The 26,022-nt window shown below is 70.8% G+C and carries 19 protein-coding genes and 1 riboswitch; of the genes, 3 read left to right on the forward strand and 16 right to left on the reverse strand.

What is annotated here, in order from left to right; all coding sequences use genetic code 11:
- Window positions 1-6 precede the first annotated feature (6 nt).
- The 12 genes from OG223_RS21920 to OG223_RS21975 all read right to left on the reverse strand — a co-directional run bounded on the left by OG223_RS21920 (window position 7) and on the right by OG223_RS21975 (window position 15,822).
- Window positions 7-483: an FtsB family cell division protein gene (locus OG223_RS21920; protein ID WP_329251183.1), complete on the reverse strand. Its 477-nt coding sequence runs from the start codon at window positions 481-483 to the stop codon at window positions 7-9.
- Between the two features lie 147 nt (window positions 484-630).
- Complete coding sequence (eno, locus tag OG223_RS21925) at window positions 631-1,917, reverse strand: phosphopyruvate hydratase (RefSeq protein WP_329251186.1); 1,287 nt, start codon at window positions 1,915-1,917, stop codon at window positions 631-633.
- Window positions 1,918-2,247: 330 nt separating this feature from the next.
- Complete coding sequence (locus OG223_RS21930) at window positions 2,248-2,949, reverse strand: transglycosylase family protein (protein WP_329251190.1); 702 nt, start codon at window positions 2,947-2,949, stop codon at window positions 2,248-2,250.
- Window positions 2,950-2,958: 9 nt separating this feature from the next.
- Window positions 2,959-3,131, reverse strand: a riboswitch (cyclic di-AMP (ydaO/yuaA leader).
- Window positions 3,132-3,324: 193 nt separating this feature from the next.
- Window positions 3,325-4,290, reverse strand: a complete 966-nt coding sequence (locus OG223_RS21935) for a transglycosylase family protein (RefSeq protein ID WP_329251193.1) — start codon at window positions 4,288-4,290, stop codon at window positions 3,325-3,327.
- Between the two features lie 220 nt (window positions 4,291-4,510).
- The gene (locus tag OG223_RS21940) at window positions 4,511-5,809 is read right to left on the reverse strand and encodes a cytochrome P450 family protein (protein WP_329251196.1); all 1,299 of its coding nucleotides are present in this window, start codon (window positions 5,807-5,809) and stop codon (window positions 4,511-4,513) included.
- Window positions 5,806-8,136 (reverse strand): tetratricopeptide repeat protein, encoded by a 2,331-nt coding sequence (locus OG223_RS21945; RefSeq protein ID WP_329251199.1) that lies wholly within the window; start codon window positions 8,134-8,136, stop codon window positions 5,806-5,808. Before OG223_RS21945 ends, OG223_RS21940 begins: the two co-directional genes overlap by 4 nt.
- Window positions 8,137-8,200: 64 nt before the next feature.
- On the reverse strand, window positions 8,201-9,232 hold the full coding sequence (locus OG223_RS21950; protein WP_329251202.1) for a nucleoside triphosphate pyrophosphohydrolase: 1,032 nt from the start codon (window positions 9,230-9,232) through the stop codon (window positions 8,201-8,203).
- An 87-nt stretch (window positions 9,233-9,319) separates the two neighbouring features.
- The gene (locus OG223_RS21955) at window positions 9,320-9,967 is read right to left on the reverse strand and encodes a SurA N-terminal domain-containing protein (protein ID WP_329251205.1); all 648 of its coding nucleotides are present in this window, start codon (window positions 9,965-9,967) and stop codon (window positions 9,320-9,322) included.
- A gap of 150 nt (window positions 9,968-10,117) precedes the next feature.
- The gene (locus tag OG223_RS21960) at window positions 10,118-10,945 is read right to left on the reverse strand and encodes a glycoside hydrolase domain-containing protein (protein ID WP_329251207.1); all 828 of its coding nucleotides are present in this window, start codon (window positions 10,943-10,945) and stop codon (window positions 10,118-10,120) included.
- 176 nt (window positions 10,946-11,121) lie between these two features.
- Window positions 11,122-12,609, reverse strand: coding sequence for a serine/threonine-protein kinase (locus OG223_RS21965; RefSeq protein ID WP_329265413.1), 1,488 nt, complete (start codon window positions 12,607-12,609; stop codon window positions 11,122-11,124).
- 38 nt (window positions 12,610-12,647) lie between these two features.
- Window positions 12,648-13,295, reverse strand: coding sequence for a hypothetical protein (locus OG223_RS21970; RefSeq protein ID WP_329251210.1), 648 nt, complete (start codon window positions 13,293-13,295; stop codon window positions 12,648-12,650).
- Between the two features lie 256 nt (window positions 13,296-13,551).
- Window positions 13,552-15,822, reverse strand: coding sequence for an N-6 DNA methylase (locus OG223_RS21975; protein ID WP_329251211.1), 2,271 nt, complete (start codon window positions 15,820-15,822; stop codon window positions 13,552-13,554).
- A gap of 217 nt (window positions 15,823-16,039) precedes the next feature.
- On the opposite strand from OG223_RS21975, the gene OG223_RS21980 reads away from it, so the two are divergent.
- Together OG223_RS21980 and OG223_RS21985 are read left to right on the forward strand one after the other, a co-directional pair.
- The gene (locus tag OG223_RS21980) at window positions 16,040-16,756 is read left to right on the forward strand and encodes a hypothetical protein (RefSeq protein WP_329251214.1); all 717 of its coding nucleotides are present in this window, start codon (window positions 16,040-16,042) and stop codon (window positions 16,754-16,756) included.
- A 237-nt stretch (window positions 16,757-16,993) separates the two neighbouring features.
- Complete coding sequence (locus OG223_RS21985; RefSeq protein WP_329251217.1) at window positions 16,994-17,743, forward strand: hypothetical protein; 750 nt, start codon at window positions 16,994-16,996, stop codon at window positions 17,741-17,743.
- Window positions 17,744-17,783: 40 nt separating this feature from the next.
- Here OG223_RS21985 and OG223_RS21990 read toward each other — a convergent pair whose 3' ends face one another.
- The 3 genes from OG223_RS21990 to OG223_RS22000 form a co-directional block, all read right to left on the reverse strand.
- Complete coding sequence (locus OG223_RS21990) at window positions 17,784-18,527, reverse strand: GNAT family N-acetyltransferase (RefSeq protein ID WP_329251219.1); 744 nt, start codon at window positions 18,525-18,527, stop codon at window positions 17,784-17,786.
- A gap of 135 nt (window positions 18,528-18,662) precedes the next feature.
- Window positions 18,663-19,400, reverse strand: a complete 738-nt coding sequence (locus OG223_RS21995; RefSeq protein WP_329251221.1) for an HNH endonuclease family protein — start codon at window positions 19,398-19,400, stop codon at window positions 18,663-18,665.
- Between the two features lie 204 nt (window positions 19,401-19,604).
- A complete protein-coding gene (locus OG223_RS22000) occupies window positions 19,605-20,513 on the reverse strand; it encodes an SCO6745 family protein (RefSeq protein WP_329251222.1) in 909 nt (302 codons plus the stop codon).
- Between the two features lie 105 nt (window positions 20,514-20,618).
- On the opposite strand from OG223_RS22000, the gene OG223_RS22005 reads away from it, so the two are divergent.
- Complete coding sequence (locus tag OG223_RS22005; RefSeq protein ID WP_329251224.1) at window positions 20,619-21,230, forward strand: TetR/AcrR family transcriptional regulator; 612 nt, start codon at window positions 20,619-20,621, stop codon at window positions 21,228-21,230.
- A 1,226-nt stretch (window positions 21,231-22,456) separates the two neighbouring features.
- Here OG223_RS22005 and mfd read toward each other — a convergent pair.
- Complete coding sequence (mfd, locus tag OG223_RS22010) at window positions 22,457-25,987, reverse strand: transcription-repair coupling factor (protein WP_329251226.1); 3,531 nt, start codon at window positions 25,985-25,987, stop codon at window positions 22,457-22,459.
- Window positions 25,988-26,022: the final 35 nt, after the last annotated feature.

The following is a 26,022-nucleotide window of genomic DNA, read 5'->3' on the forward strand; positions in this document are numbered from 1 at the left end:
CAGTTCTCACTTGTCGGAGGCGTCGGACCTGTCGACGCCGTCCCACACGTTCGCGTACCAGGGGCGGTCGGCGGCGCCCAGTTCGGCGCGTGACTGCTTCGCCGCGTCCGGGTCGATCACGATGTAGCCCGTCTCCCCGGGCATCACATAGTGCAGCCGCTGCCGGATCTGCTGTTCCGCGTACGAGTCGTCCTGCCAGCGCGCCTTGAGGTCGCGGAGTTGCTCGACGCGCTGCCGGGCCTGGTCCTGCTGCCGCTCCAGGTCGGAGATCTCGGCGCGCTGGGAGACGTACTGCCTTATCGGGTACGCCAGCGCCACGATCAGCGAGCACAGCACCAGGGCGAGGAGGGCCGCCCGGCCGGTGAGCCGGGAGCGGCGGGCCTGCCGCTTGGTCTGGGACCGGTAGACACGGGCCGCCGTCTGCTCGCCGAGCAGCTTGAGCCTGGTCGCGGTGGAGAACCGGTCCCGGTCCTTCACGGCCATGTCCCGCCTCCCCTTCACACGTGCGTACGTCCCCGCACACGGTACGGGACCGGGTGCGGGGACGTACGTACGACTGGCTAAGGCTTAGCCCTGTACGGCTCAGCCCTTGCTGTGCCCATGGTCCGCAGAGCGGACGAGGGGGAAGGCTCAGCCCTTGAAACGCGGGAAAGCGGAACGGCCCGCGTACTCGGCCGCGTCGTCGAGGATCTCCTCGATGCGCAGGAGCTGGTTGTACTTGGCGACGCGGTCCGAGCGGGCCGGGGCGCCGGTCTTGATCTGGCCGCAGTTCACCGCGACGGCGAGGTCGGCGATGGTGACGTCCTCGGTCTCGCCGGAGCGGTGGGACATCATGCACTTGAAGCCGTTGCGCTGGGCCATCTCGACGGCGTCCAGGGTCTCGGTCAGCGAGCCGATCTGGTTCACCTTGACGAGCAGGGCGTTGGCGGTGCCCTCCTCGATGCCGCGGGCGAGGCGCTCGGGGTTGGTGACGAAGAGGTCGTCGCCGACGATCTGGACCTTGTCGCCGAGGCGGTCGGTGATGACCTTCCAGCCGGCCCAGTCGTCCTCGTACAGCGGGTCCTCGATGGAGACGAGCGGGTAGGCCGCCACGAGCTCCTCGTAGTACTCGGTCATCTCGGCGGCCGAGCGGGACTTGCCCTCGAACTCGTACTTGCCGTCCTTGTAGAACTCGGACGCGGCGACGTCGAGCGCGAGCCCGATCTGCTCACCGGGGATGTAACCGGCCTGCTTGATGGCCTCGAGGATGAGGTCGAGGGCGGCGCGGTTCGACTCCAGGTTCGGGGCGAAGCCGCCCTCGTCGCCGAGGCCGGTGGACAGGCCCTTGGTCTTCAGCACCTTCTTGAGGGTGTGGTAGACCTCGGCGCCCCAGCGCAGCGCCTCGGAGAAGGACTCCGCGCCGATCGGGGCGATCATGAACTCCTGGATGTCCACGTTCGAGTCGGCGTGCGAGCCGCCGTTCAGGATGTTCATCATCGGAACGGGCAGCAGGTGCGCGTTCGGGCCGCCCAGGTAGCGGAAGAGGGGGAGGTCGGACGCCTCGGAGGCGGCGTGCGCGACGGCGAGGGAGACGCCGAGGATGGCGTTGGCGCCGAGCGAGCCCTTGTTGTCGGTGGCGTCCAGGTCGAACATCGCCTGGTCGATCAGGCGCTGCTCGGTGGCGTCGTAGCCGACGAGCTCCGGGCCGATCTGCTCGATGACGGCGAGTACGGCCTTCTCGACACCCTTGCCGCCGTAGCGGTTGGGGTCGCCGTCACGCAGTTCGACGGCTTCGAAGGCACCCGTGGAGGCGCCGGACGGAACGGCGGCACGACCCGTGCTGCCGTCGTCGAGGCCGACCTCGACCTCGACCGTGGGGTTGCCTCGGGAGTCCAGGATTTCCCGGGCTACGACGACGTCGATGGACGGCACGAGCATCTCCTTCTTGGGGTCTGACGCGGCTACGGCAACACCGCAGCGGCTCTGCGAGACGAGCCTAACCGGCTCGGGGCGATTGGCCATCCGGTCGGCCGCCTGATGGACAGAACCGAGAGTAAATTGTTTCCGAACGGAACAAAGAGTTCGGCAAAAGTGCAAGAACACGGGCGGGAACACAAAAAGCCCCGCCCCGGTGCGTACGGGGGAACACGCACCGGAGCGGGGAGCCCGTGGGGGACGGGGGTGACCCTCACGAGGTCTCCATGATGGAGTCCACGGATGTGAGGGCGCTGTGGTTCAGCTACGAGCCGCGTATGTCACTTCGGGCTGTCACTTCAGGTGGAGCTGCTGGCCCGGGTAGATGACGTCGGCGTCGTCGATGATGTCCTTGTTCAGCTTGAACAGCTGCTGCCAGCCGCCCTTGACCTTGTGCTTCTCGGCGATCGCGCTGAGGCTGTCGCCCTTGACGACCTTGTACTCGCCGTCACCCTTCTTGACCTTCTTGCCGGTCGGGGTGGTGACGGTCTTCTTGGCGGCCGGGCGCTCGGCGGAGCGGGAGGTGGTGGTGTCGGTCGAGCGGGTGCTGGTGCTGCCGCTGGAGGAGCTGCTCGACGAGCCGCTGCCGCTCGAGGAGCTGCCGCCGGAGTAACCGGCGCCCGACAGGCCGGTGCCACAGGTGGGCCAGGCGCCCTTGCCCTGGGCCGCGAGAACCTTCTCCGCCACGGCTATCTGCTGGGACTTGGAGGCCTGGTTCGCGGTGGAGGCGTAGGCGGTGCCGCCGTACGCGGCCCACGTCGAGGCGGAGAACTGCAGACCGCCGTAGTAGCCGTTACCGGTGTTGATGGACCAGTTGCCGCCGGACTCGCAGCTCGCGACCGTGTCCCACTCGGAGGCGGTGGCGGCGGAGGCGCTGCCGGTCGCCATGAGCGGGGCGGCGATGGCGACACCGGTCACGCCGGCGAGCGTGGCGACACGGGTAGACCGTTGAAGAACTGACGGACGGCGGTGCTTGCCCTTGCTGGAAAACAGCATGGAAAATCCCAATCCCCTCACCGACGCCTACGAGGTGAGCTGTCGGGTTCGGGCCGTGTGAGTTGCCCGGCCGCGCACCTCTCGGTGCGCGACTTAACCCCAAGCCGGTTCCGGTGTCTCTCGACTCCCGGGCCCGGCACTTACCTTGGGTCCCCCGCTCCTGCCTACGGCGCTTGACGCGACGACTGTTCCCGGAGGCCGCTGGCAGGACTCGGCGTGTGCGGCAGCCGGGGCTCGTGGTGACGAGCGGCCTTGACCGTAGACACGGAATCCGCGGAATTTCAAAGACGATCAGGGCTTCTGAGACTCATCCCACACTTTGATCAAACCGGACATTCAGCGCGAAGCGTGACGCGAACTCCCGCTGTCCTCTTGCTACTTTTCGTCCACTTCCGTACCGACGTCCAAGGTCTGACCGGCGGCGATCTGGGTCGGATCGGCGCCTATCACCTTTTTGTTCTCGGCGTAGAGCGCACGCCATCCACCGTCGAAGCCAAGGGAGTTCGCGATGGACGCGAGGGAGTCGCCGGCGCGGACGGTGTAGGTCTGCGGCGTCACGCTCTCCTCGGCGCTCGCCCCGCGATGCCTGCCGCCGCTCGCCTCGCTCCCGGATTCACCGAGCGCGCCGGTGTCGACGAGGCTCGACTTACCCGTCGCCTGGGCCGAGTTGTCCGAGTCGTCGGATTTCGGGGAGGCGGCGACCGAGCCGTTACCGGTCGAAGGGGTGGCGGACTTGTCGGACTTGGCGGGGTTGTCCGTCGCGGTGGGCGAGGGGCTGCTCGACGAGTCGCCGCCGGAGCCACCGGACGAATCAGATGAAGTCGAGCCTTCGAGGCCGGAGTCCGACAACCCGGAGGAAACGGATGAGTCGGACGAACCCGAGTCGGAGTCGGAGCCGGAGGAGTCCGTCGCGCCGGCGGACGGCGAGTCGCTCGCGAGACCGGTGTCGACGTTCGTCGAACCCGAGTCCGTGGTGAGGCCGGAGAGCAGCGCGCAGGTCGTCCAGGCGGAGGTGCCCTTGTCGTCGAGGATCTTCTCGGCGACGGCTATCTGCTGGGAGCGGCTGGCCAGGTCGGCGCTGGGCGCGTAGTCGAGGCCGCCGTACTTGTCCCATTCGTCCTGGGACATCTGCAGGCCGCCGTAGTAGCCGTTGCCGCTGTTCTCGCTCCAGGAGCCGCCGCTCTCGCAGTTGGCCACCTTGTCCCAGGTGGTGCCGTCGGCGGCGTTCGCGGCGGCGGCGCCGAGGAGCGGAATGGCGATGGCGGAGCCGGTCACCCCGGCCGCGACGAGGAGAGCCGGAGCCTGGCGGGGGCGACGGTGTCGACCGTTCCCGGAGAGCATGCGGGGGCCTTTCGCGTGACAGCGGGGGGACCGCGCGGCGGGTGGTGCGGGGCGCCGCGCTGGTACGTGAACGTAGCCGCAGTCGATCACTTGTCACAAGTTAATGCCACGTAGATCACGTGAAGATCACAGACTTGAAGAACTGTCACCTTTGGGTTTACGGGGCGAGATGACCTGTTTGGGCCCTGGTCAACGGAGTTGGGGCCCGGTCGGTCCCGGTCTACGGGGTTGGCGTGCCCGCCCGGGGGGTGAACTCCACCGGCAGGGTGCGCAGTCCGCGCATGATGAGGCCGCCGCGCCAGCGCAAGTCGGCCGGGTCCGCGGCGAGTTGCAGGTCGGGGAGGCGGGTGAGGAGGGTGGCGAGCGCGGTCTGGCCCTCCAGGCGGGCGAGCGGGGCGCCGAGGCAGTAGTGGATGCCATGGCCGTAGCCGAGGTGTTGATTGTCACGCCGTCCCAGATCGAGCACGTCGGGATCGGCGAACCGCTCCGGGTCGCGGTCCGCGGCGGCCAGGACGACGAGCACGGGGTCGCCGGCCGCGATGTCCTGCCCGCCGAGGGTGAGCGGGCGGGTGGCGAAGCGCCAGGTCGCGAGCTCCACCGGGCCGTCGTAGCGCAGGAGTTCCTCGACGCCGGTCTCGAGGAGGCCGTGCTCCCCCGCGGCCAGGGACTTCTCCAGGCGGGCACGCTGCTCGGGGTGGGTGAGGAGGGCGTACGTGCCGTTGCCGATCAGATTCACGGTCGTCTCGAAGCCGGCGAAGAGCAGGATGAAGGCCATCGCCGCGGCCTCGTTCTCGGTGAGGTGCTCGCCGTGGTCGGAGGCGCGGATGAGACCGGAGATGAGGTCCTCGCCGGGGAGCGGGTCCGGGCTGTCGGGGAGGGCCTCGCGCTTGCGGTGGATGAGTTCGGCGAGATAGCCGCGCATCTTCTTGACGGACCGCGCGACTCCGCCTCTCGGTCCTCCCCCGTGCCGGATCATCATGCCCGCCCAGTCCCGGAAGTCGTCCTGGTCCTCGCGGGGGACGCCGAGCAGGTCGCAGATGGCGTAGATGGGGAGCGGGAAGGCGAAGTCGTGGATGAGGTCGGCGGAGCCGGTCTGCGCGAAGCGGTCGATGAGGTCGTTCGTCAACTCCTGCACGCGCGGGGCGAATTCGGCCACCCGGCGGGGCGTGAACGCCTTGCTGACCAGTCGGCGCAGGCGGGTGTGGTCCGGCGGGTCGATGTTGAGCAGATGCGTCATCAACTCGGCCTTGCGCTCACCCGGGATCCCGGTCTTGCCCTTGGCGTGCGCCGGCCCGTCGTGATGCGCGGGGTTCTTGGAGAGCCGCGGATCGGCGAGCGCCTGCTTGGCATCGACGTACCGGGTGACCAGCCAGGCCTCCACTCCGCTGGGCAGCCGCGTTCTGTGCACGGGGGCGTGCTCGCGGAGCCAGGCGTAGGTGGGGTAGGGGTTGGTGGCGAATTCCCAGGTGAAGAGGTCGGGGGCCTGGGCGGGGTCCGGGGGGCTGGGCTGGTTGGTCACTCGGTGACGGTATCCGGGGTGGGGGTGAGGGGACCCTCCGGTGCCGGGGGGAGGGAGGCGGGGAGGCCGACGGGGTTCGCGGTGGCGGCCCTGCGGAACCAGTCCTGGGCTTCGGCGGACTTGCCCTGCAGTTCCAGCAACCCGGCGATGGACAGCTCCGCGTCGGTGACGCCCCCGTCGAGAGCTTTGCGGTACAGCTCCATCGCCTCGCCGAAACGGCCCTTCCGAATCATCCACCGGCCGAGGTTGTGCGCGGCGTTCGCGTCTCCGGCGTGTGCGGCACGCCGGTAGAGGAGGACCACCTTTGTCTCATCGACCTCCGGCTCCCAGGAGAGATAGCCGCCGAGTTCGCCCGCGGCACGCGCGTCGCCCCATGCGGCGGCGTAACTCAGCCAGATGTACGCCTCCGGGTCGTGCCATCTGCTGAGGAGAGCACCGATGCTCAGCGCGACCTCGCGCCGGCCCGCCGCGGCGGCCTTGCGGTACCAGCGGAGCGCCTCGTCCTCGCGGCCGGCGCCGACCAGCATGTCGCCGAGTTCGTGGGCGGCTGCGGCATCGCCCGCCTCGGCGCCCTGGCGTAACCAGGTCTCGGCCTGGCCGCGGAGGAGGGTGCCGAGTGCGGCGGCGGCAACCGGGTCGCCCGCCCCGGCAGCCTGCTCCAGGTAGGGCTGGGCCTCGGCCATGTCGCCGCGGACCATGAGGAGTTCGGCCAGCGCCGCGGCTGCCCGGTCGTGACCCCGGCTCGCCGCCTCGCGGAAGCAGTCCTCCCCGTCGACCGTGCCGAGGCTGTGGCCGTACCTGCCGAGACGGAACAGCGCCTCCGGGTCCCTGGCCTCCGCACGGGGACGGAAGTACAGGTCCGCGGCCGCCGCGAACCGCTCGGAGAGCGTGGGCTCCGTGCCCTCGTCGAGCGCCGGTGTGTCGAGCGCCAGTGTTCTGACCGCTTCCCACACCTCGTAGGGAACCGTCCGCGTGTGCGAGGACCGCCCCGCGTCCGCCACCAGTGAACCGAAGGCGCGCAGCTCGCCTCCCGGACCGTCCTCGACGAGCATCCCGGTCACACCGTGCCGAAGCTCTGTGGCCCAGGCGAGGGCGTCCGCCCATGACTCGCGTTCCGGGTTGAGCCCCTCCAACTGCTCGTAGTGCGCGCTCAGTTCCTCCAGAAGGTGCGGCGACACACCTCCCTCCACACCGAGTCGGGCCAGGTCGACAGCCACGCGCACCAACAAGTGCCCCCGTGGATGCGCCGTCGCCCGGCGCGCACGCCACCACATCTCCCACAACTCCGAGCCCACCGCCAGGTACTCGGTCACACCGCGCTCCCCGCGCCACTCGCGGGCGTCGAGGAGCTGCGGGTCGACCTCCCGGCCGAGCCGCTCCAACTCCTCCCGGCTCCAACGGCACGTCAACTCCACCGGCTCCGCCAGCGCGAGCACCCGAGCCGCTGGTCCCCGGCCGAAGCGGCGCGCGTCGTACGCCTCGTCGCTCATCGTCGCCACGACCGGCACACGCAGTTCGGCAAGTTGGGTCAACAGGGAGGAATCGAGACCGTGTTCGTCGAGATGCCCCTCCAACTCGTCGAGCCAGAGGACGTACGAGCCCTTACGGTCGCGCAGCGCAAAGGGAAGCGCGCGCAGATCGGCGCCCAGTGAGGGGCTGCACACCCTTGTCCCGGGCGGCAACGCGTCGAGGACAGCGGCCCACGCGGTACGGCTCTTGCCCGAGAAGAGTTCGCCCGTCACTACGACGAAACCGCCACCACTCACGAGTGCGTGGAGCCGTTCGTCGACGTCCCGCCTTACGTAGGGCGGGAGTTCGGGGTCCTTGTCGAGGCGGCGGGTCCTGCGCACGCCCCGGCCGACGGGGTCGGCGGCCTCCACCGTGGACCATCCGGCGGGGTCGTGGAGGGCGACGGGGCCGTAGTAGTTGTGCTGGACGCCTGTGACCGTGCCGTGGAAGGTACTTGTCCGGAAGTCGAAGTGGTCCTGGGACTCAGCCGGGGGCGAGGGTGTTTCGTGTGGACCCGCATCGGCGGTAGGGGTCAACTTCTCGACGAGGGAGCTGAGTTCGTCGGCCGCCGCCTCCGGACTGGACGCGTGCACGAGCACGTCGAACAGGGTCAAGCGCCAATACGTCACGAGCGACGCGCTCGGTGGCTGCCGACCGAGCCGGTCGAGCTCGCCGGAGTAGTCGCTGAGTGACCAGTGGCGCCGTAACCACTCCTCGAAGCCGAGCCGAACCGGTCCCCACTGAGCGGCCGAACCGGCCCCACGCGTCAGCGCCTTGGCCGCTGCCTCCGCCAAACGCTCCACGTCCTGCCTCGCCACGCTCGCCCCCCGCGCACCTCGCAACAGCTCCACGCCAAAGGTACTGAGTCAGCGGCCCCCCGAGTCAGCCTTCGGCCACAGTCCCGGCGCCGGTACCGCTCCCGTCCTCCCTCTCCCGGATCGCGTCCCGATAAGCCCGCCCCGCCGCCCGCAACGCCGCCTCCGGATCCACCCCGTCCGCCTCCGCCCGCACGGCCAGTGCCAGCAGCTCGTAGCCGATGCCGTCGTCGCCCTTCGGCAGCGGCAACGGCACCTCAAGTCCCGCCGTCCGCACGCGTGATGCCAGCTTCGCCGCGAGGGCCAGGCCGGGCTGGCCCATGGGGATGCCCTCGGTGACGGAGGTGCGCTGTTTCTCTGTCGCCTTCGTGCGGAGCCAATGCGCCTTGACCTCTTCGGGAGTTGACGCCGTCTCGTCGCCGAAGACGTGTGGGTGGCGGTGGATCAGCTTGGTGACGATGCCGGCGGCCACGTCGTCGACGGAGAAGGGGGTGTCGGGGTCCTCCTCGGCGATGCGGGCGTGGAAGACGACCTGGAGGAGGACGTCGCCCAGCTCCTCGCGCAGCTCGTCGCGGTCGCCCTCCTCGATCGCCTCGACGAGTTCGTACGCCTCCTCGATGCCGTACTTCGCCAGGCCCTGGTGGGTCTGCTGCGAGGACCACGGGCACTCGGCGCGAATGCGGTCCATGACCTGGACGAGGTCGAGGAGTCGGGCGCCCGGCAGGTCGTAGGAGGCGGGGAGCAGCTCCAGCTCGGGCATCTGGACGCGGCCGGAGCCGGCGAGCCGGGCCAGGCCGTCGGTCAGCGCCGGCTCGCCCTCGCCCGTGGCCACGATCACCACGGTGTGGCCGCCCGCGCAGGCGGCGACCAGTTCCTCGGCGGTCGGGGCTGCCTCGTCCACCCGTATCCCGGCCTCGCCCAGATACGGCAACTGCGGATGCGCCCCGTCCGCGCACAGCACCCGGTCGGCGTCGCGCAGTGCCTGCCAGGCGGGCCAGGACAGCAGGCCGGGGGCGACGCGGTGGCTGGTGGTGAGCAGGACGATACGGCCGGGGGCGGGTGCGGAGGTGCCGTCAGGGGCGGGGCTGTTTGCGTTCACCCTCCGAACGTAACCCACGCCGCCGACAGCCCCGGAGTTGTCCACAGGCCACTCGGCGCTCCTGCGGCAGGCGCGCCCGCCGTACCGTTACGCCGGCTGCTGAGTCGCCGCCGCCGTGACCTCCCGCACCCAGGGCGTCTTCGCGTCCACCCGGCTGCTCTTGGTCACGTCCCACGTGCCGTAACGCGGATTGAGGTCGACGTGGAGTTCTTTGGAGGCGTTGGAGAGGGCCTTCCAGAAGGCGGGCTGGGAGGTGTCGGTGCCGAGCTTCGCGGCGAGTTTGCGTCCCTCCACCTGGAGGCGGAGGTTCTCGTCGAGGCGCTGCGGGGGGACGCCGTACTGGGCGAGCCAGGTCGCCTCCAGGGCCTTGGCGCCGCCCGCCTGCTGGGCGAGAGCGGACCGCATGTCCTGGATGTCCTTGCGGGAGACGGTGACTCCGGCGTCCTGCGCGGCACGGTGGACGACCTGGTCGAAGACCATGCCGTAGAGCGTCTCGCGGGTGAGGCCGCCGGTGGTGGCGATGGCCCGCTCGTACTGTGCCTCGTTCTGCACGGACGCCCGCTGGGCCGTACGCACCTCGTTGACCCTGGTCTGCAACTGCGCGACGGTGATGCGCTGCCCGCCCACGACGGCCGCCGCGCCCGGATGCGCGTCGCTTCCGCAGGCGGTCAGGGCGGGGGCCGCGGCGGCGATCACGGCGGTGAGGACGAGCGCGGTGCGACGGCGGCGGTGCAAGGGAGCCTCCCGTTGGAGATTGTGCGACGGTGCACAAAGTCTTGCGGTGATCGATGTTAGGCAGTGGGTCGCCTGGGGCCAACCCATTCGACCAACGATTCACCAGGACTTCGGGCACCGGCACGCACGCGTGGGGCTCGGGCGCGGGGTTCAGCCGGTGATGGCCACCGGCGCGTCCCAGGTGTCGCGGTCCACGGTGATCGTGTAACCGCCGCGCGTCTCCTTGCTGTTGACCATGTACTGGTGGGCCCGGCTGTGGTTGGTGAACTGGGTGGAGCCCCAGGGCCAGTCCGAGGTCGTGGTGTACGTCTTGTCCCACAGCGCGTACCAGAGGTTGCCCGGCAGGTCCGTCTTGTCGGTCGCCGTCGCGATCGCCTTGGCGCTGGAGCTGGAGAAGCCGTAGAGGCCGCTGCGGTAGATCTTGACGTGCAGTTCCTTGTCGAAGGCGCGGACGTACGTCAACACGGCGTTGTTGCAGGCCGTGTTCGTGATGTCGTACGACTCCATGTCCAGGTAGATCGGGCTGCCGGCCTTGAAGCCGAGCGCGGCGGACTTGGCGACCGCGTCGTCCGCCTCGGACTTGCCGACGGCGGCGGCCGTGGAGGCGCTGATCTTCACCGAGCCGCCGGAACCGCAGGACGGCTGCGAGCCGACGTAGAGCGGGATGAACTTCCAGCCGACCGTGGTGAGGGACTTGACCCAGGAGGCGGTGAGGTTGGGCTGGCTGCAGCCGCGGTTCTTGCCGCCGATGTAGACGGCGGCGGCACCGTAGGCGCCGTCGGTGTGCCAGGCCTTCATCGCGGCCAGGGAGGGCGCGGCGCAGGTGTCGAAGGCGCGGCCGGTGTAGGTCTTCTGCGCGGGCCAGGTGGTGGCGGCCATCGAGTTCGTCGCGGCGATACCGCCGCCGGCGACGACGGCGGCACCCGCGACGCCCCAGGCGATGTATCTGCGCTTCTTCGACTGCCGGTGCTCGGACATGAAAAACCCCACCCCTGGTGTACACGTGCTGGTTCGTATGCACTTGCGCATGCACTCGCATGCGCTTGTTCGTGCGAATTTGGCAAAAGAGGATCGCAACTTATCCGGTGCCGCTCATACCTTCGGGAAACTCCGTCCCCAGAAGGTCACAACGTTCTCCCTGGAAACGGCAAAAACTAGCCGCGCACCTGCCCCAGCCACTGCAGCGTCCGCCGGATGTCCGCCGCGAGCGGGTGTCCGGGGCCGTGACGGCGCTCGACGTCCACCAGGAGGCGGCCGAGGGTCTCGTGGGCCGCGCCGCGGTCGCCGAGCGCGAGCAGCAGGTGGCCCATGCGGCGGCGCACCTCGTGGGCGAGCTCGGGGTCGCCGGCCATGTACTGGTTCTCGTAGTACGGCAGCAGCGCGCGGTACTCCGCGAGGGCCGCCGCCGGGTCGCCGAGCGACTCCAGGCACTGGGCGGCCTCGTAGCGGTAGCGCAGGGACTGCGGGTCGGACGGGCCGGCCTCGGCGGCGCGCTCGTCGGCGAGGCGGCGCAGTTCGGGCAGCGCGCGCCGGTACTGGCCGTCGTCCATGAGCGTGGCCGCGTACTGCTTGCGCAGGGTGCGCACGACCGGGGAGTGCGCGCCGTGCTGCTCGGCGGCCGTGGGCAGGATCGCGCCGAGGATGTCGACGGCCTGCGTGATCCGGCCCTCCCCGAGCAGCCGCTTGACCTCGTCCACGGCGGCGGCGACGTCGCGTTTCTCGGCGGCGGGCGGCGCGAGCGGGGCGGGCTGCGACGCGGGGGTGCGGGCGCGGTCCGGCCAGGGGGCGTGCGGGCGCAGGAACGGGCGCGTGGGGTCGAGCGGCGCCCCGCTGGGCATCCCGCGCGCGGGCAACAGCAGCGCGAGGCGCTCGTACACCTCCTGCGCGGAACCGGGCCGGTGCTGCGGGTCCTTCGCGAGCAGATGCAGGACGAGCGCTTCGAGCGACTCGGGGACCTCGGGGCGGATGCGGCGGACGGGCACCGGCGGCTCGTACAGATGCCGGTGCAGCACCCCGAGCGCCGTCGAACCCGCGAACGGCACGTCCCCGCTGAGGAGTTCGTGCAGCAGCACGCCGAGCGCGTACAGGTCGGTGTACGGGCCGACCGCGCCGCCCATCGCCTGCTCGGGCGCCATGTAGGCGGGCGAGCCGATGGGCGTGCCGGTGTGGGTGAGGCGGGTGGTGTCGGCGTCCATGACGGAGGCGACGCCCAGGTCGAGGACGGTGACCGTGCCGTCCTGCTTCACCATCACGTTGCGCGGCTTCAGGTCGCGGTGGACGATCGGCACGGCGTGCACGGCGCTCAGCACGGCGCACAGTTGGGCCGCGACCGCGACCGCCCACTGCCACGGGTAGGGGTCCTGCTCGGCGAGGTGGTCGGAGAGGTCGGCGCCGTCGATGTACTGCATGACGAGGAACAGCTCCTCGCCCTCGCTGCCCGCGTCGTGCACCGTGACCAGCCCGGGGTGGTCGACCTGCGCGGTCACCCGGCACTCGCGCACGAAGCGGCGGCGCAGTTCGTCGGCCTCCTGCCCGGCCACCTTGTCGGGGCGCAGCAGCTTCACCGCCACGCGCCGGTCCAGCCGTCGGTCGTACGCCGTCCAGACCTGGCCCATGCCGCCCTGTCCGATGAGCGTGGACAGTTCATAGCGGTCCGCGACGACCCGTCCTGCCGCCACGGTCACCTTCCGCCCTCGTCGTGCTTGCGCAGATAGTCACTCAGCTCGTCGAGCTCGGCCCGCACCTGGTCGATCCGGGCGGGCGCGGGGCGCTGCTGCGGCGGCGGGGTGGACATCGGCGGCTGCGGCACGGGCGTGTGCGGCACGGGCGGCGGGGTGTGCTGCTGCGGCACGGGCGTGTGGGGCATCGGCGGCGGGGTGTGCTGCTGCGCGGTCGTCGCGGTGTACGGCGGCGGGGCCTGGGAGGGTTGCCCGGGCTGCGGGTAGCCGTACGCCGGGGACGGCTGCCCGACGTAGGCGCCCTCACGGAGTTGCTGAAAGTGGCGTATGTCCGCTGCCAGGTAGTACGCGATCGACGCCACCAGGGTGCCCAGGAGCAGCGTGATGCCCACATAGCCGCCGGTGGTGTGGACATCCTCGCCGGGCTCGGAGCCGAGCAGCACGATGCTGAGGATGTCCGCCGCCAGCGCGGCCACGAACAGGCCCCAGTCCAGGGACTTGCGGGTCACGATGGCCAGCCGCAGCAGCATCGTCCAGGCCAGGAACCCGATGCAGAACACCGAGATCCCCACAAACAGCACGCGCACGAGGACCAGCGCCCCGGTGGGCGGCGGTGGCTTCGCCGGCTGCGGGTAGCCGTGGCCTTGCATGGCTGCTCCTGGTGCCTTCAGAGGGCGTACGGTGCCGCGACCGCCGTCGGTCCGGCGCGAATTCGACGCGTGGACAACAGCGGTCGTGCGATTGTCGGTTCGAGCGTATAGGCCGACACGGACAACCGGTCCCGGGTTGTACCGAACCGTTGTCGTGCTGATCACCTCGTACGACATCGCAGGTGCCGAGGGTAGCGGTGGAGCCCCGCCCTCCGGCGCACGGCGGCACTTCTCGGTCGGGCGCCGAGTCGCGTGCTCAGTCGGGCGTGACCGTGCCGTCCGTCAGGCCGTCGTACATGCCGCGCACGAGCTGCTCCCCGAGCCTGCCCGCCTGCCGCAGCGCCCGCTCGAAGTCCTCCAGGGCACGGAACCGGGCGCCGTAGCGGCGCTGTTCGTCCAGCGACAGGCGCGGCAACTGGAGCCTGCGGACGTCGAGTCGGGTCGCCGTGGACGCGTAGCTGCTGGCCTGGCGGTTGTTGGCGGTGCCGCGCAGGAAGCCGGCGAGGAACCACGGGTCCAGCGACCCGGGATCGGGCCGCAGCAGCACCAGGCTGCGGCCCAGGGCGGCGCCCCGGGTCGTGTCGTCGATCACGCGCGCCATCGCACCGCCGCCCAGCACCGGGACGACGACATCGCCCGGCTCGGTGAGGACGGCCACCTCGTCGCTCTCCGGGAGCATCCCGGAAGGGGCCGTTCCGGCGAGGACGTCCTGGTCGGTGAGAACGGGCACACGCGCGTGGCCGCCGTTTCCGCCGGTGCGCATCACCAGGGCGCCCCCGCGCGCGAGTTCACCGATCGTGGTGAGCGGCCAGCGCGCGGGCCGCTCGGGGTCGGCTGAGTGGTCGACGGACGGCGGGGTGAGGTCGGCGGTCAGCCGGAGCGTCTCACCGAGCCGCTCGCGCACGGCCGTGAGTTCGTCGGCGCCGTCGGCCGCGGTCGCGGGCGGGAGGTGACGGGCGGGGGCCAGGTCCACGTCGTCGTCGAGGAGTTCGATGACCGGCACGGAACGCGCCAGCCCCGGCTCCTCGTCCACCCGTCCCGCCCGGTCGAACGCCCGCCAGGCCTCCATCACCGCACCCCGCACAGCCTGCCAGTCCGGCCCGCCGCGCCCCTCGGTGGCGAACCGCCCGGTGTCCACCAGCAGCACCTCCGGCTGCGCGGGCGCCCGCTCCGGCCGCCGCAGCACCCACAGGTGCAGCGGGATGTTGTACGGCGGCGCCGCCCCGATCGGCAGCGCCACGACCGCCCGCAGCGCCCCGCGCCGCAGCAGATCGGCACGGATACGGCGGCCCGAGCGCCGGGAGGCCGCGGCCGGCGGCATCAGCAGTACGGCCGTGCCGCCGTCCTTGAGCCGGGCCAGCGCGTGCTGCACCCAGGCCAGCTCGGACTCGTTGCGCGCCGGGAAGCCGTACTCCCAGCGGGGGTCGTAGGCGAGCTCGTCGTGGCCCCAGTTGCGCTCGTTGAACGGCGGATGGCACAGGACGACATCGGCCCGCAGCGCCGGGTACGCGTCGGCGCGCAGCGTGTCCCCTGCCGTGCCGCGCACGGTGACCCGCGCGTGCAGGGCGAGCCGGAGCGCGGCGAGCGCGGCGAGTTCGGGGGCGTTGTCCTGGGCGTACAGCTCCTGCTCGGGCCGGGGGGTGACGGCACGCAACAGGGCGCCGGTGCCGCAGGCCGGGTCCAGCGCGGTGTGCGCCGGGCCCGCCAACTCGGCCATCAGGCGGGCGAGTTCGGTCGGGGTGAGCGTGTACTGGCGCGGGTTGGCGTCGAGATGCCGCCCGAGCAGGAACTCGAACGCCTGCCGCGCGCCCAGCTCCGCGGCGAGTTCCGCGGCACCGCGGAGGAGGGGGGCGGAGGGGAGGAGTTGGGGGCCGGTGGGGGTGTGGACCGCGGGTGCGGTGGGGGCGGGGTTCACAGCGGGGGCGGCGAGTGCCGGGTTCACAGCGGGCGCGCGGAGTGCCGGGTTCACAGTGGGTACGGCCGGTGCGGAGTTCACAGCAGATGTGGCGGGTGCCGTGTTCACAGATGTCGACGGCACTGTTACGGCAGCCAGGGAGTTCACAGTGTTCGGGGTGTTCACAGCCGCCGCGGCGCTTCCCTCTCGCCCCCTGTGAACACTGCCTCCGCCCACCGCGCCGAAGCGCGGCACGATCACCTGCTCCAGCGCGCCGGGCAGCATCGCGGCCAGGCGCTCGTCCGAACCGGCGCTCACGTCCAGCCAGACGGTGGGGCGTTCATGGATGAGCAGCAGGACACAGCCCGCGTACGTCAGGGCGGTGGTCGGGCCCTCGGGGTGGCCGACGAGTTGCTGCCAGACCCGTTCCCGCAGCGGGACTTCGGCGAGTTTTCCCTGCTTGCGCAGCCAGGACTCGATCTCGGTGAGGGCGAAGGCGGGGCTGGTCTCGGTGCCGCCGACCGGTTTGGGGAAGTCCGCGTGGCGGCGGCGCCAGTTGCTGACGGCGGCACGGCCGACGCCGGCCAGCCGTGCGATACCGGCGGCGGTCACCTCTGTCGCGTTGTCCTGCACTCGCTCCGCTCCCCTCGTCCCGCCGGCCCCGGTGCGCCCGCCGTGTCGTCTGTGACGCCGAGCATACCGACGCAGACATGATCTACCCCTTCACGGCCGTGTACACACCACATCACGTGAATCGTGTTGACTCGGTTCACAGCCTCTGCTCTTATTGACCCAGCGAACGAGCGGCCGTCAGAGCAAGGCGGTCGCCGCATCGGGGGAGGGGACAGCCATGGGCATGAAGGGCAGGCTCGCGCTCGGCGCCGTCGTGGGGGTAGTCGTCATCGGGGTCGTCTCGGCGAACGCCGGCGCCAACGGCGGCGGTGCGGACAGTGGTTCGGACGGCAGCGGCGACGGCTCTTCGGCGTCGGCGCAACACAAGGCCGCCGGCAACAAGGACTCGGTCTCGACGAAGGGCTCGGGTTCGGGCGAGGCCGTCGAGGAGAAGAAGGCCGCGTTCGACGGGGACGGCGACTTCGAGGTCGGCACGGACATCGAGCCCGGCACGTATCGCACCAGCGGCAACACCGACGGCATGTGCTACTGGGAGCGGGCCGAGGACGCCTCGGGCGACACGGGCTCGCTGCTGGCCAACGACAATGTGAGCGGCGCCAGTTACGTCACCGTCAAGGCCACCGACAAGATCTTCAGGTCCAGCGGCTGCAAGGACTGGGAGGCCGTCGACGCGAAGGCGCAGGCCTCCCCCGCCACGAAGATGACCGGCGACGGCGGCATGTTCAGGGTCGGCGTCGACATCGCCCCCGGCACCTACAGGTCCACCGGCAACACGGACGACCTGTGCTACTGGGAGCGCGCGAAGGACGCCGAGCACGGGCTGGACTCGATCCTCGCGAACGACAACGTGACCGGCACGGCCGTCGTCACGATCAGCCCCCAGGACGCCTACTTCAAGACGACCGGCTGCAAGGACTGGAAGAAGACGGCCTGACCCTCGGGTCGGGCGAACGCCCTCACCGCCCTCTCGCCACCCACGGCACTCCGTCCGCCTGCCCGGCGCCTCACCGGCCCCCGCTTCGGGGCACCCCTCTCGCTTCAGCAGCCCGGCACGTCGTCATCGCCGCATCTCGCGATCGCTGCATCTCGCCGTCGCCGCACCTGCCACCTCTCGCTTCTCACCTCTCGCTCCTCACCTCTCATCTCTCACCTCTTCAGCCAAGGAACTGCCATGCGTCGTACCGCACTTGCCGCTCTCTGCCTCACCACCGTGGCCGCCGCGGGACTCACCGGGTGTCTGCCCGGTGAGGACAAGGCGGACAGCAAGCCGAAGGGCCCGTTCGCCGGGCTGACCGGCGGCGAGATCGCCGACCGGTCCCTGACCGCCACCACCGCCGCCTCGTCGCTACGTCTGAAGGGCGACATACCCGACGACGAGAGCGGCGGCACGATCGTGATCGACATGGCGCTGAACAAGAAGGGTGAGTGCGCCGGCACGCTGAGCCTGCAGGGCAAGGGCAAGGCCGACATGATCAAGGTCGGCGACACCATCTACATGAAGTACGACGAGGCGTTCCTGCGCGGCCAGAGCGACGGCGAGTCCAAGGCGGACACCGATGCGGTCGTGGACATGATGGCCGGGAAGTGGACCAAGATGTCCGCGAAGGGCGAGGACGCCAAGGACATCGCGAGCTTCTGCGACCTGAACTCGATGCTCGGCAGCGCAGCGGACGGCAACTCGGACGCGACGCGCGGGAAGACGACCACCCTCGACGGCACTCCGGCGATCGTCCTGCACGAGAAGGACGGCAAGGACACCTACACGCTGTACGTGGCGACCGAGGGCAAGCCGTATGTGCTGCGCATCGACAGCGTCTCCGCCAAGGACCCGGGGACGCTCACGTTCGGCGAGTACGAGAAGCCGGTGCCGGCGAAGAAGCCCGCCGGCAAGATCCTGGACCTGGACGCGCTGGGCAGTTGAGCAGTCGAGCGGCCCCAACCGGCTTGCGGCTGGGGGATGTTCACAGGGCGTGCCGTAGCCACACGTTGGGCTCGACGTACACGGCGCAATCGCGCTCCGGTTCGCAGCGCACCGGCACCAGTGCCCCGGGTACCTCGATGTCGCCCGCGGTGTCGAAGGGCAGCCCCGTCCAGCAACGCCACTCCTCCAACGAGGCGGCCACGGTCATCGACGCGGGCGCGATGGAGTCGACGACGGCACCGGCCCGGACGTGGACGCGCAGCCATGAGTCGTGCGGCAGTCCGTCGGGGCGCAGCCGTCGTACGTACTCCTCGATCGGGGTGTGCGGTTCGAGGTGTTTGGCGCTGGGGCGGAGCGGGGCGACGACCTCGGTGAAGCCGTGGGCGCGCGCGTTGTCCCGCATCGCCGCGAGCATCCGGCCGGACAGCCCGCCGCCCTGGGCCTGCGGGGCGACGCTGATGGAGATCGCGCTGACGGTGTCGGGGCGGGTGCCTCGGCGCAGGTCGGCGAAGGCCCAGACGAGCACCTGGTCCCAGCCGCGCGCGGGAAGCGTGCCGCGATCCTCGGTGTGGAGGGCGAAGGGCAGGCTGTAGGCCTGCGCGACGACTTCGCCGTGCTCGTCCTCTGCGAAGAGCACGTACTCCGGCAGTTCGGTGGCGATCCGGCTGTAGTGGGCGTTGCCCACCAGGTCGTTGGTCACGAACTCCGGCCAGGTGTCGGGCATCCCGCGGACCTGCTCCAGCTTGTCGGGCCGCTCGGCGAGGCTCGACACCTTCGGTTCCATATCTGTCACCGTAGGCGGCGGCGCGAGATCCGAGAACCGGTTTTCACGTCGCCGCCGGTCACATCGGCGCCCGGTATGTCACCGCCGGGCGCCTCTGAGCGTTCCGCCGTCAGGTCAAGTCGCGGCCGCGGCCGCTCAGTTCGCGTGGAACCTCGCCGGCGCGTTCGTCGGATTGCCTCCGGTCGGCAGGGCCTGCTTCGAGCAGGTGGAGAGGACCTTCACCATCGCGGCCTTCTCCGCGGAGGTGACCCACAGCCCGTACTTCTTCTTCACGGCGACCTGTGCGGCGACATACGTGCACCGGTACGCCTTGGGCGGCACCCAGGTCGCCGTGTCGCCGTCGCCCTTGCTGCGGTTGGGGCTGGCGCCGACGGTGAGGAGGTTGAGCGGGTCGTTGGCGAGAGCTATGCGCTTGCTGGCGTCCCAGTACTTGGCGCCCTTCTGCCAGGCGTCGGAGAGAGCGACCAGGTGGTCGATGTCGACGAGGCTGGCGCCGCGCTTGTAGACGACTTCCTTGCCGGAGTACGGATCGGATTCGAGGACGCCGTACGACACCTTGCAGTCGCCGTCGGTGAACTTCACCTGCTTCAGGTCCCGTTTGAGGATGTCGTCCCTGGTGTCGCAACTGTTGGAGTCCGTGTCGGCCCAGGCGGTGCCGAACCGTTCACGGGAGTAACCGGTCTTCGGTGCGCGCCCCTTCACGGTCAGGGACTCGGCGGCGGTCAGAGCCGCGCCCCCGCCGGAGCCTGTGCCGGAGCCTCCACCGGCCGTCGCCCCGGGCCCGGAGTCACCCGATCCCGTCGTGTCCTGCTTGCATCCGGCGACGGACAACATGACCAAGGCGGCTATGGCCGCCCCACCCCTCAGACGCATCACGTGCGCCCCTCCCCTTGCTTGCCCGGCCCCGCCCCGGCAGGGGCGGACAGTGACCTGGTGCCCACGTTAGCCGCGGAGATGTAGCGGATATATAGGGCCCCGGGGCACATGGCGCACAACTGGGGTGTATGGCCGCGACCAAGTCGACTAAGGCGCCCCCACCTCGCACTCACTCCTCACACTCTCTCCCCAACACCCTTCTCAGACCTTGCCGATGCCCAACGTCGACTCCGAGGGCAGCAGCCCGGAACCCAGTACGGCGACCCAGAACTCCCCCAGCAGGTCGGCGAGTCGGTCGGTGTCGGTCCGGCCGAGGAACTCCCAAGGCGCGGCAGCCAGTTGGTCGGTGCGGCGCTCGACCTCCTGGCGCAGGTCGCGGCCCGCCCTCGTCGCCGTGCCCCTGTCGTCTATGACGCCTCGGCCGACCAGGCGCTCCCGGGCCGCCGACCACTCCTGCGGGCTCCAGCCCCGGCTCTCGAAGCGCTGGACGGAGGCGGCGCCGATCGCGGCGAAGGAGACCAGGGACTCGACCGGGTCGAGGCCGGCGACGAGGAGGGCCGCGAGGTGGCCGTCGCCCCGGTGCTCGCGCAGGATCGTCGCCGCCTGCCACAACTGGAGGTGAGGTTCCGCGGGCCAGGTCAACTCGGCGTTGGCCGCGGCGAGGGGGCGGCCCTCGATGTTCACCGCCTCGGCGGCACGGCGGGCCAGGGCGGCGGCCTCCGCCAGCTCGGGGCTGTCGACACGGTCGCCGAATATCGCGCGGTAGGCCCGGTCCATGCCGCGCAGCCTCGCCTTCAGTACGGCGTCCGGGCTCGCAGTGCTCCACGCCGAGTCCATGTGCTCGGCGACCATGCGGGGGTTGAAGCTGTAGAAGGCGGAGGTCACGCGCCCACTGCCGACCGGGCCCAAGGGCGCGGCGCGCAGCGGGAAGTAGCTCGGCCAGCGCTCCTCGGTGCCGTAGCCGAGTGCGGCCGCCTCCTCGAAGACCTCCGGCGCGTAGTACAGCACCGCGTGCAGGGGTTCGAGCAGGTGCCAGAGCTGGCGCACGCGGCTCAGCTCCACGGTGGCAGGGCTTTTCGTGGTCTCCACTCCACGCACGCTGTCCGACATGGCGTAACTCCTCGTCGCATCCGAGCCGTCCACAACTTGACACTGACAAGATTGCCCCAACCGCCCAAACTTGTCAATGCCTAGATTCGGCGTACGCTGCTGACCATGAGTACGACCAAGCCCACTAAGCCCACCAAGGCCGACGGGCCCACCAAGACCCCGTACCACCACGGCGATCTGCGCCGCGCCGTCCTCGCCGCCGCGCTCGACGTCATCGCCGCCGACGGCCCGTCGGCGCTGAGCCTGCGCGATCTCGCGCGCCGTGCCGGTGTCTCGCACGCGGCGCCGGCGCATCACTTCAAGGACCGCACGGGGCTGTTGACGGCGATCGCGGCGGAGGGGTTCGGGCTGCTGGCGGACGCGATCGGCGAGGCGGCGGACCTGAAGGACGCGGGCGTCCGCTACGTGCGCTTCGCGCGCGAACATCCGGCGCACTTCCAAGTGATGTTCGCACCAGAGCTGTTGCGCGACGGCGACCTCGAACTCACCACGGCCCGCGCCCTCGCCACCGACGCCCTGCGCCAAGCCGTCTCCGCCGTACCGCCCGAGGGCCGCGGCCCCGACGCCCGCCTCGCCGGCGTCGCCGCCTGGTCCCTGGCCCACGGCTTCGCGACGCTGCTGCTGGGTCACAACCTGGACGGGGCGGTGGGCGAGCGGGATCCGGAGGAGGTGTTCCGGGTGCTGGCGTCGATGCTGTTCCGGGCGGGGAGCGACTGAGCGCGTAGGCGTTGCGCCGGACGACGGCTAGCTGAGCGCGTACGCGTTGTACCGGGCGACGGGCGGCTGACCTCGCGGGGTTGTTCGGCTCGACGACCAAACGACCACGTGCGATCCCTCCGCCCGACGACCGACCGACCACGTGCGATCCCTCCGCCCGACGACCGACCGACCACGTGCGATCCCTCCGCCCGACGACCGACCGACCACGTGCGATCCCTCCGCCCGACGACCGACCGACCGCGTGCGATCCCTCCGCCCGACGACCGGCCGATACGGCGCCCGATTGCTCCGCGCGACAGCAGGGCCGACCGCGCGAGCGGGCGATTCGGTGTGACGGGGCACGGACCGGGCGGGGCGGGGCGGACCAGGACGCCGTATCGCGAACGCTCAACTCGCCCTACGCGACCGGCCGGTGGGCGCCTTCAGGTGGACGGGTCGTCGGCCGGCTGCCGCACCGGCCGCTCCTGGAACTCGCGGTGCAGGACGCGCGGATGACGGCACACACCCTGCCGACCACAGCCGGGGCGCCCTGCCCCCGCTCAACTCGGTCTACGCGACCGGCCGGTGAGCGCCCTCAGACGGACGGGTCGTCGGCCGGCTGCCGCACCGGCCGCTCCCGGAACTCGCTGCCCAGGACGGGCAGATGACAGCACGCACACTGCCGACCACAGCCGAGGCGCCCTACCCCGCTCAACTCGCCCTACGCGACCGACCGGTGAGCACCCTCAGACGGACCGGTCAACGGCCGGCTGCCACACCGGCCACTCCTGGAACTCACGGCCCAGGACGGGCAGATGACAGCACGCACACTGCCGACCACAGCCGAGGCGCCCTACCCCGCTCAACTCGCCCTACGCGACCGACCGGTGAGCACCCTCAGACGGACCGGTCAACGGCCGGCTGCCACACCGGCTACTCCTGGAACTCACGGCCCAGTACGGGCAGATGACCGCACACACCCTGCCGACCACAGCCGAGACGCCCAACCCCCCGGTCCGGGTCGCGTGACCTGCGAGGTGACTGTGCCGCGCGCGCAGCGTTCCACCGCCCCACACGCCCACACGCCCGCTTCACCCGCACGCGCCGCACGCCTCACACCCACGCCCCGCACGCCCACACTCACGCGCCGCACACACGCCCGCCCCCGGCCCGCTCCGCAAACCGTCGCCCGCTACCCCGGCCCCCACCCCTACCTCCGCCCCAACCCCCACCCCTCATCACCGCTAAGACCCCAGAATCGAAGCCAGGAACTCCCCCACCCACCCCAGCAACTCCCGCCCGACCAACGGCTTTCCGCCCACCTTGGCGGTCTTCGGGCGGGGTACCAACACCTGGTGGGCGGCCGGCTTGATGACCGTGCCGGGGTAGAGGCGCTTGAGGCGCAGCTCCTGGGACTCGCGCAACTCCACCGGGGCGAAGCGGATGTTGGTGCCCTGGAGGACGATGTCGCCGACGCCGCACGCGCGCGCGAGCATGCGCAGGCCGGCCACCAGCAGCAGGTTCTCCACCGGCTCGGGCAACTTGCCGTAGCGGTCGACGAGTTCCTCGCGTACGGCCTTGATGTCCTCCTCCGTGTTGGCGGAGGCGATGGACCGGTAGGCCGAGAGGCGCAGGCGCTCGCCGGGGGCGTAGTCGTGCGGGACGTGCGCGTCGACCGGGAGCTCGATCTTGACCTCCAGGGGCGGCTCCTCCTCGACACCGCCCTCCAGGGAGGCCCGGTAGTCCGCGACGGCCTCGCCGACCATGCGGACGTACAGGTCGAAGCCGACGCCCGCGATGTGGCCGGACTGTTCGCCGCCCAGGAGGTTTCCGGCCCCTCGGATCTCCAGGTCCTTCATCGCCACGTACATGCCCGCGCCCATCTCCGTGTGCTGGGCGATGGTCGCGAGGCGCTCGTGGGCCGTCTCCGTCAGGGGCTTCTCCGGCGGGTAGAGGAAGTACGCGTAGCCGCGCTCCCTGCCTCGGCCGACACGGCCCCTGAGCTGGTGAAGCTGCGACAGACCGAAGTTGTCGCCTCGTTCGACGATCAGCGTGTTCGCGTTGGAGATGTCGATGCCCGACTCGACGATCGTCGTCGACACGAGGACGTCGAACTTCTTCTCCCAGAAGTCGACGACGACCTGCTCCAGCGACTGCTCCGACATCTGGCCGTGGGCGGTCGCGATGCGCGCCTCCGGGACGATCTCGCGCAGCCTCGCCGCCGCGCGGTCGATCGACTCGACCCGGTTGTGGATGTAGAAGACCTGGCCCTCGCGCAGGAGTTCACGGCGGATCGCGGCGCCGATCTGCTTCTCCTCGTAGGGGCCGACGAACGTCAGCACCGGGTGACGCTCCTCCGGGGGCGTCGTGATGGTGGACATCTCGCGGATGCCGGTGACCGCCATCTCCAGGGTTCTGGGGATCGGGGTGGCGGACATCGTCAGCACGTCGACGTTGGCGCGGAGCTTCTTCAACTGCTCCTTGTGCTCGACGCCGAAGCGCTGCTCCTCGTCGACGATGACCAGGCCGAGGTCCTTGAACTTGGTCTCGGAGGAGAACAGGCGGTGGGTGCCGATGACGAGGTCCACGGAGCCCTCGCGCAGGCCCTCCAGGGTCGCCTTCGCCTCGGTGTCGGTCTGGAAGCGGCTCAACGCCCGTACGTTGACCGGGAATTGCGAGTACCGCTCGGTGAACGTCCCGAAGTGCTGCTGCACCAGGAGGGTCGTCGGCACGAGGACGGCGACCTGCTTGCCGTCCTGGACGGCCTTGAAGGCGGCCCGGACCGCGATCTCGGTCTTGCCGTAGCCGACGTCGCCGCAGACCAGCCGGTCCATCGGGATCGACTTCTCCATGTCGTCCTTGACCTCGGCGATCGTGGTCAACTGGTCCGGCGTCTCGACGTACGGGAAGGCGTCCTCCAGCTCGCGCTGCCATGGCGTGTCCGCGCCGAACGCGTACCCCGGGGCCGCCATCCGGGCCGAGTACAGCTTGATGAGGTCGGCCGCGATCTCCTTGACGGCCTTCTTGGCGCGCGCCTTGGTCTTCGTCCAGTCGGCGCCGCCCAGGCGGTGCATGGTCGGGGCCTCGCCGCCGACGTACTTGGTGATCTGCTCCAACTGGTCGGTGGGGATGTACAGCCGGTCGCCGGGCTGGCCGCGCTTGGCGGGGGCGTACTCGACGACCAGGTACTCGCGCGTGGCGGTCTGCACCGTGCGCTGGACCATCTCGATGTAGCGGCCCACACCGTGCTGCTCGTGGACGATGTAGTCGCCCGCCTCCAGGGTGAGCGGGTCGATGGTCTTGCGGCGGCGGGCCGGCATCCGGACGCCGTCCTTGCCGGCGGCCTTCTGCCCGGAGAGGTCGGTCTCCGTGAGGACGGCGAGCTTCAGCGCCGTGTCGACGAAGCCGTAGTCGATCGAGCCGGTCGCCACATGCACCACGGAGGGGGCGATCTCGCCGAGTTCCGTCTCCAGGCGGGCCGCCACGCCCTCGCTGCCGAGGACCTCGACCGTGCGGGCGGCGGGGCCGTGGGCCTCGGTCACGAAGACCGTGCGCCAGCCGTCCGCGAGCCAGCCCTTGGTGTCGGCGAGGGCCTTCGCGGTGTCGCCGCGGTAGGTCTCCGGGGCGTGCATCCCGAGCTTCAGGGTGTCCGCGTCGAGCTCTTCGTCGGCGGCGAACGGCGACACCGACCACCACATCATGTCCAGCTCGCGCGCCCGGTCCCGTACGTCCGCGATGGCCCACAGGGAGGCCGCGCCGACGTCGATGGGCGCCTCGCCGCCACCGGCGGTCGCGGCCCAGGATGCCTGCAGGAACTCCTGCGAGGTGGCCACGAGATCGGACGCACGCGTGCGTACCCGCTCCGGATCGCATACGACGGTCATCGCGCCCTTGGGCAGGACGTCGAGCAGCAACTCCATGTCGTCGACGAGCACCGGGGCCAGCGACTCCATGCCCTCCACGGCGATGCCCTCGGCGATCTTGCCGAGCAGCTCGCCCAGTTCGGGGTGCTGTTCGGCGAGGGCACGCGCACGCGTGCGGACGTCTTCCGTCAACAGGAGTTCACGGCAGGGGGGTGCCCACAGGCCGTGTTCGGCGACCTCCAGGGAGCGCTGGTCGGCGACCTTGAAGTAGCGGATCTCCTCGACGTCGTCGCCCCAGAACTCGATGCGCAGGGGGTGTTCCTCGGTGGGCGGGAACACGTCCAGGATGCCGCCTCGTACGGCGAACTCGCCGCGCTTCTCGACGAGCTCCACGCGCGCGTACGCGGCGGCGCCGAGCGCGTCCACGACCGCGTTCAGGTCGGCGGTCACTCCCGTCCTCAGGGCGACCGGCTCCAGGTCTCCCAGCCCCTTGACCTGCGGCTGGAGCACGGACCGCACGGGTGCTACGACGACGGAGACCGGGCCCGTCTCCGGGTCGTCCTCCCTCGGGTGGGCCAGGCGGCGCAGGACGGCGAGGCGACGGCCCACGGTGTCGCTGCGCGGGCTCAGCCGCTCGTGCGGGAGGGTCTCCCAGGAGGGGTAGTCCACGACGCCGTCCGGCGGGAGCAGTGAGCGCAGGGCTGCCGCCAGGTCCTCCGCCTCGCGGCCTGTCGCGGTCACCGCGAGGACGGTGCGGCCGGTCTGTCGGGCCAGCGCGGCGACCGCGAAGGGGCGGGTCGCCGGGGGGCCGACCAGGTCGACGTGCATGCGGTTGCCGTCGGCCGCGGCGCGGGTGGCTTCCGCGAGGGCGGGGTCCTTGACTACGGCGTCGAGCAGACCGTGCAGACTCATGGAGGGGCGCTTCCGTCCGGAGGGTGGGCAACACG

Origin of the sequence: Streptomyces sp. NBC_01478 (genome assembly GCF_036227225.1) — a bacterium.
GTDB lineage: Bacteria > Actinomycetota > Actinomycetes > Streptomycetales > Streptomycetaceae > Streptomyces.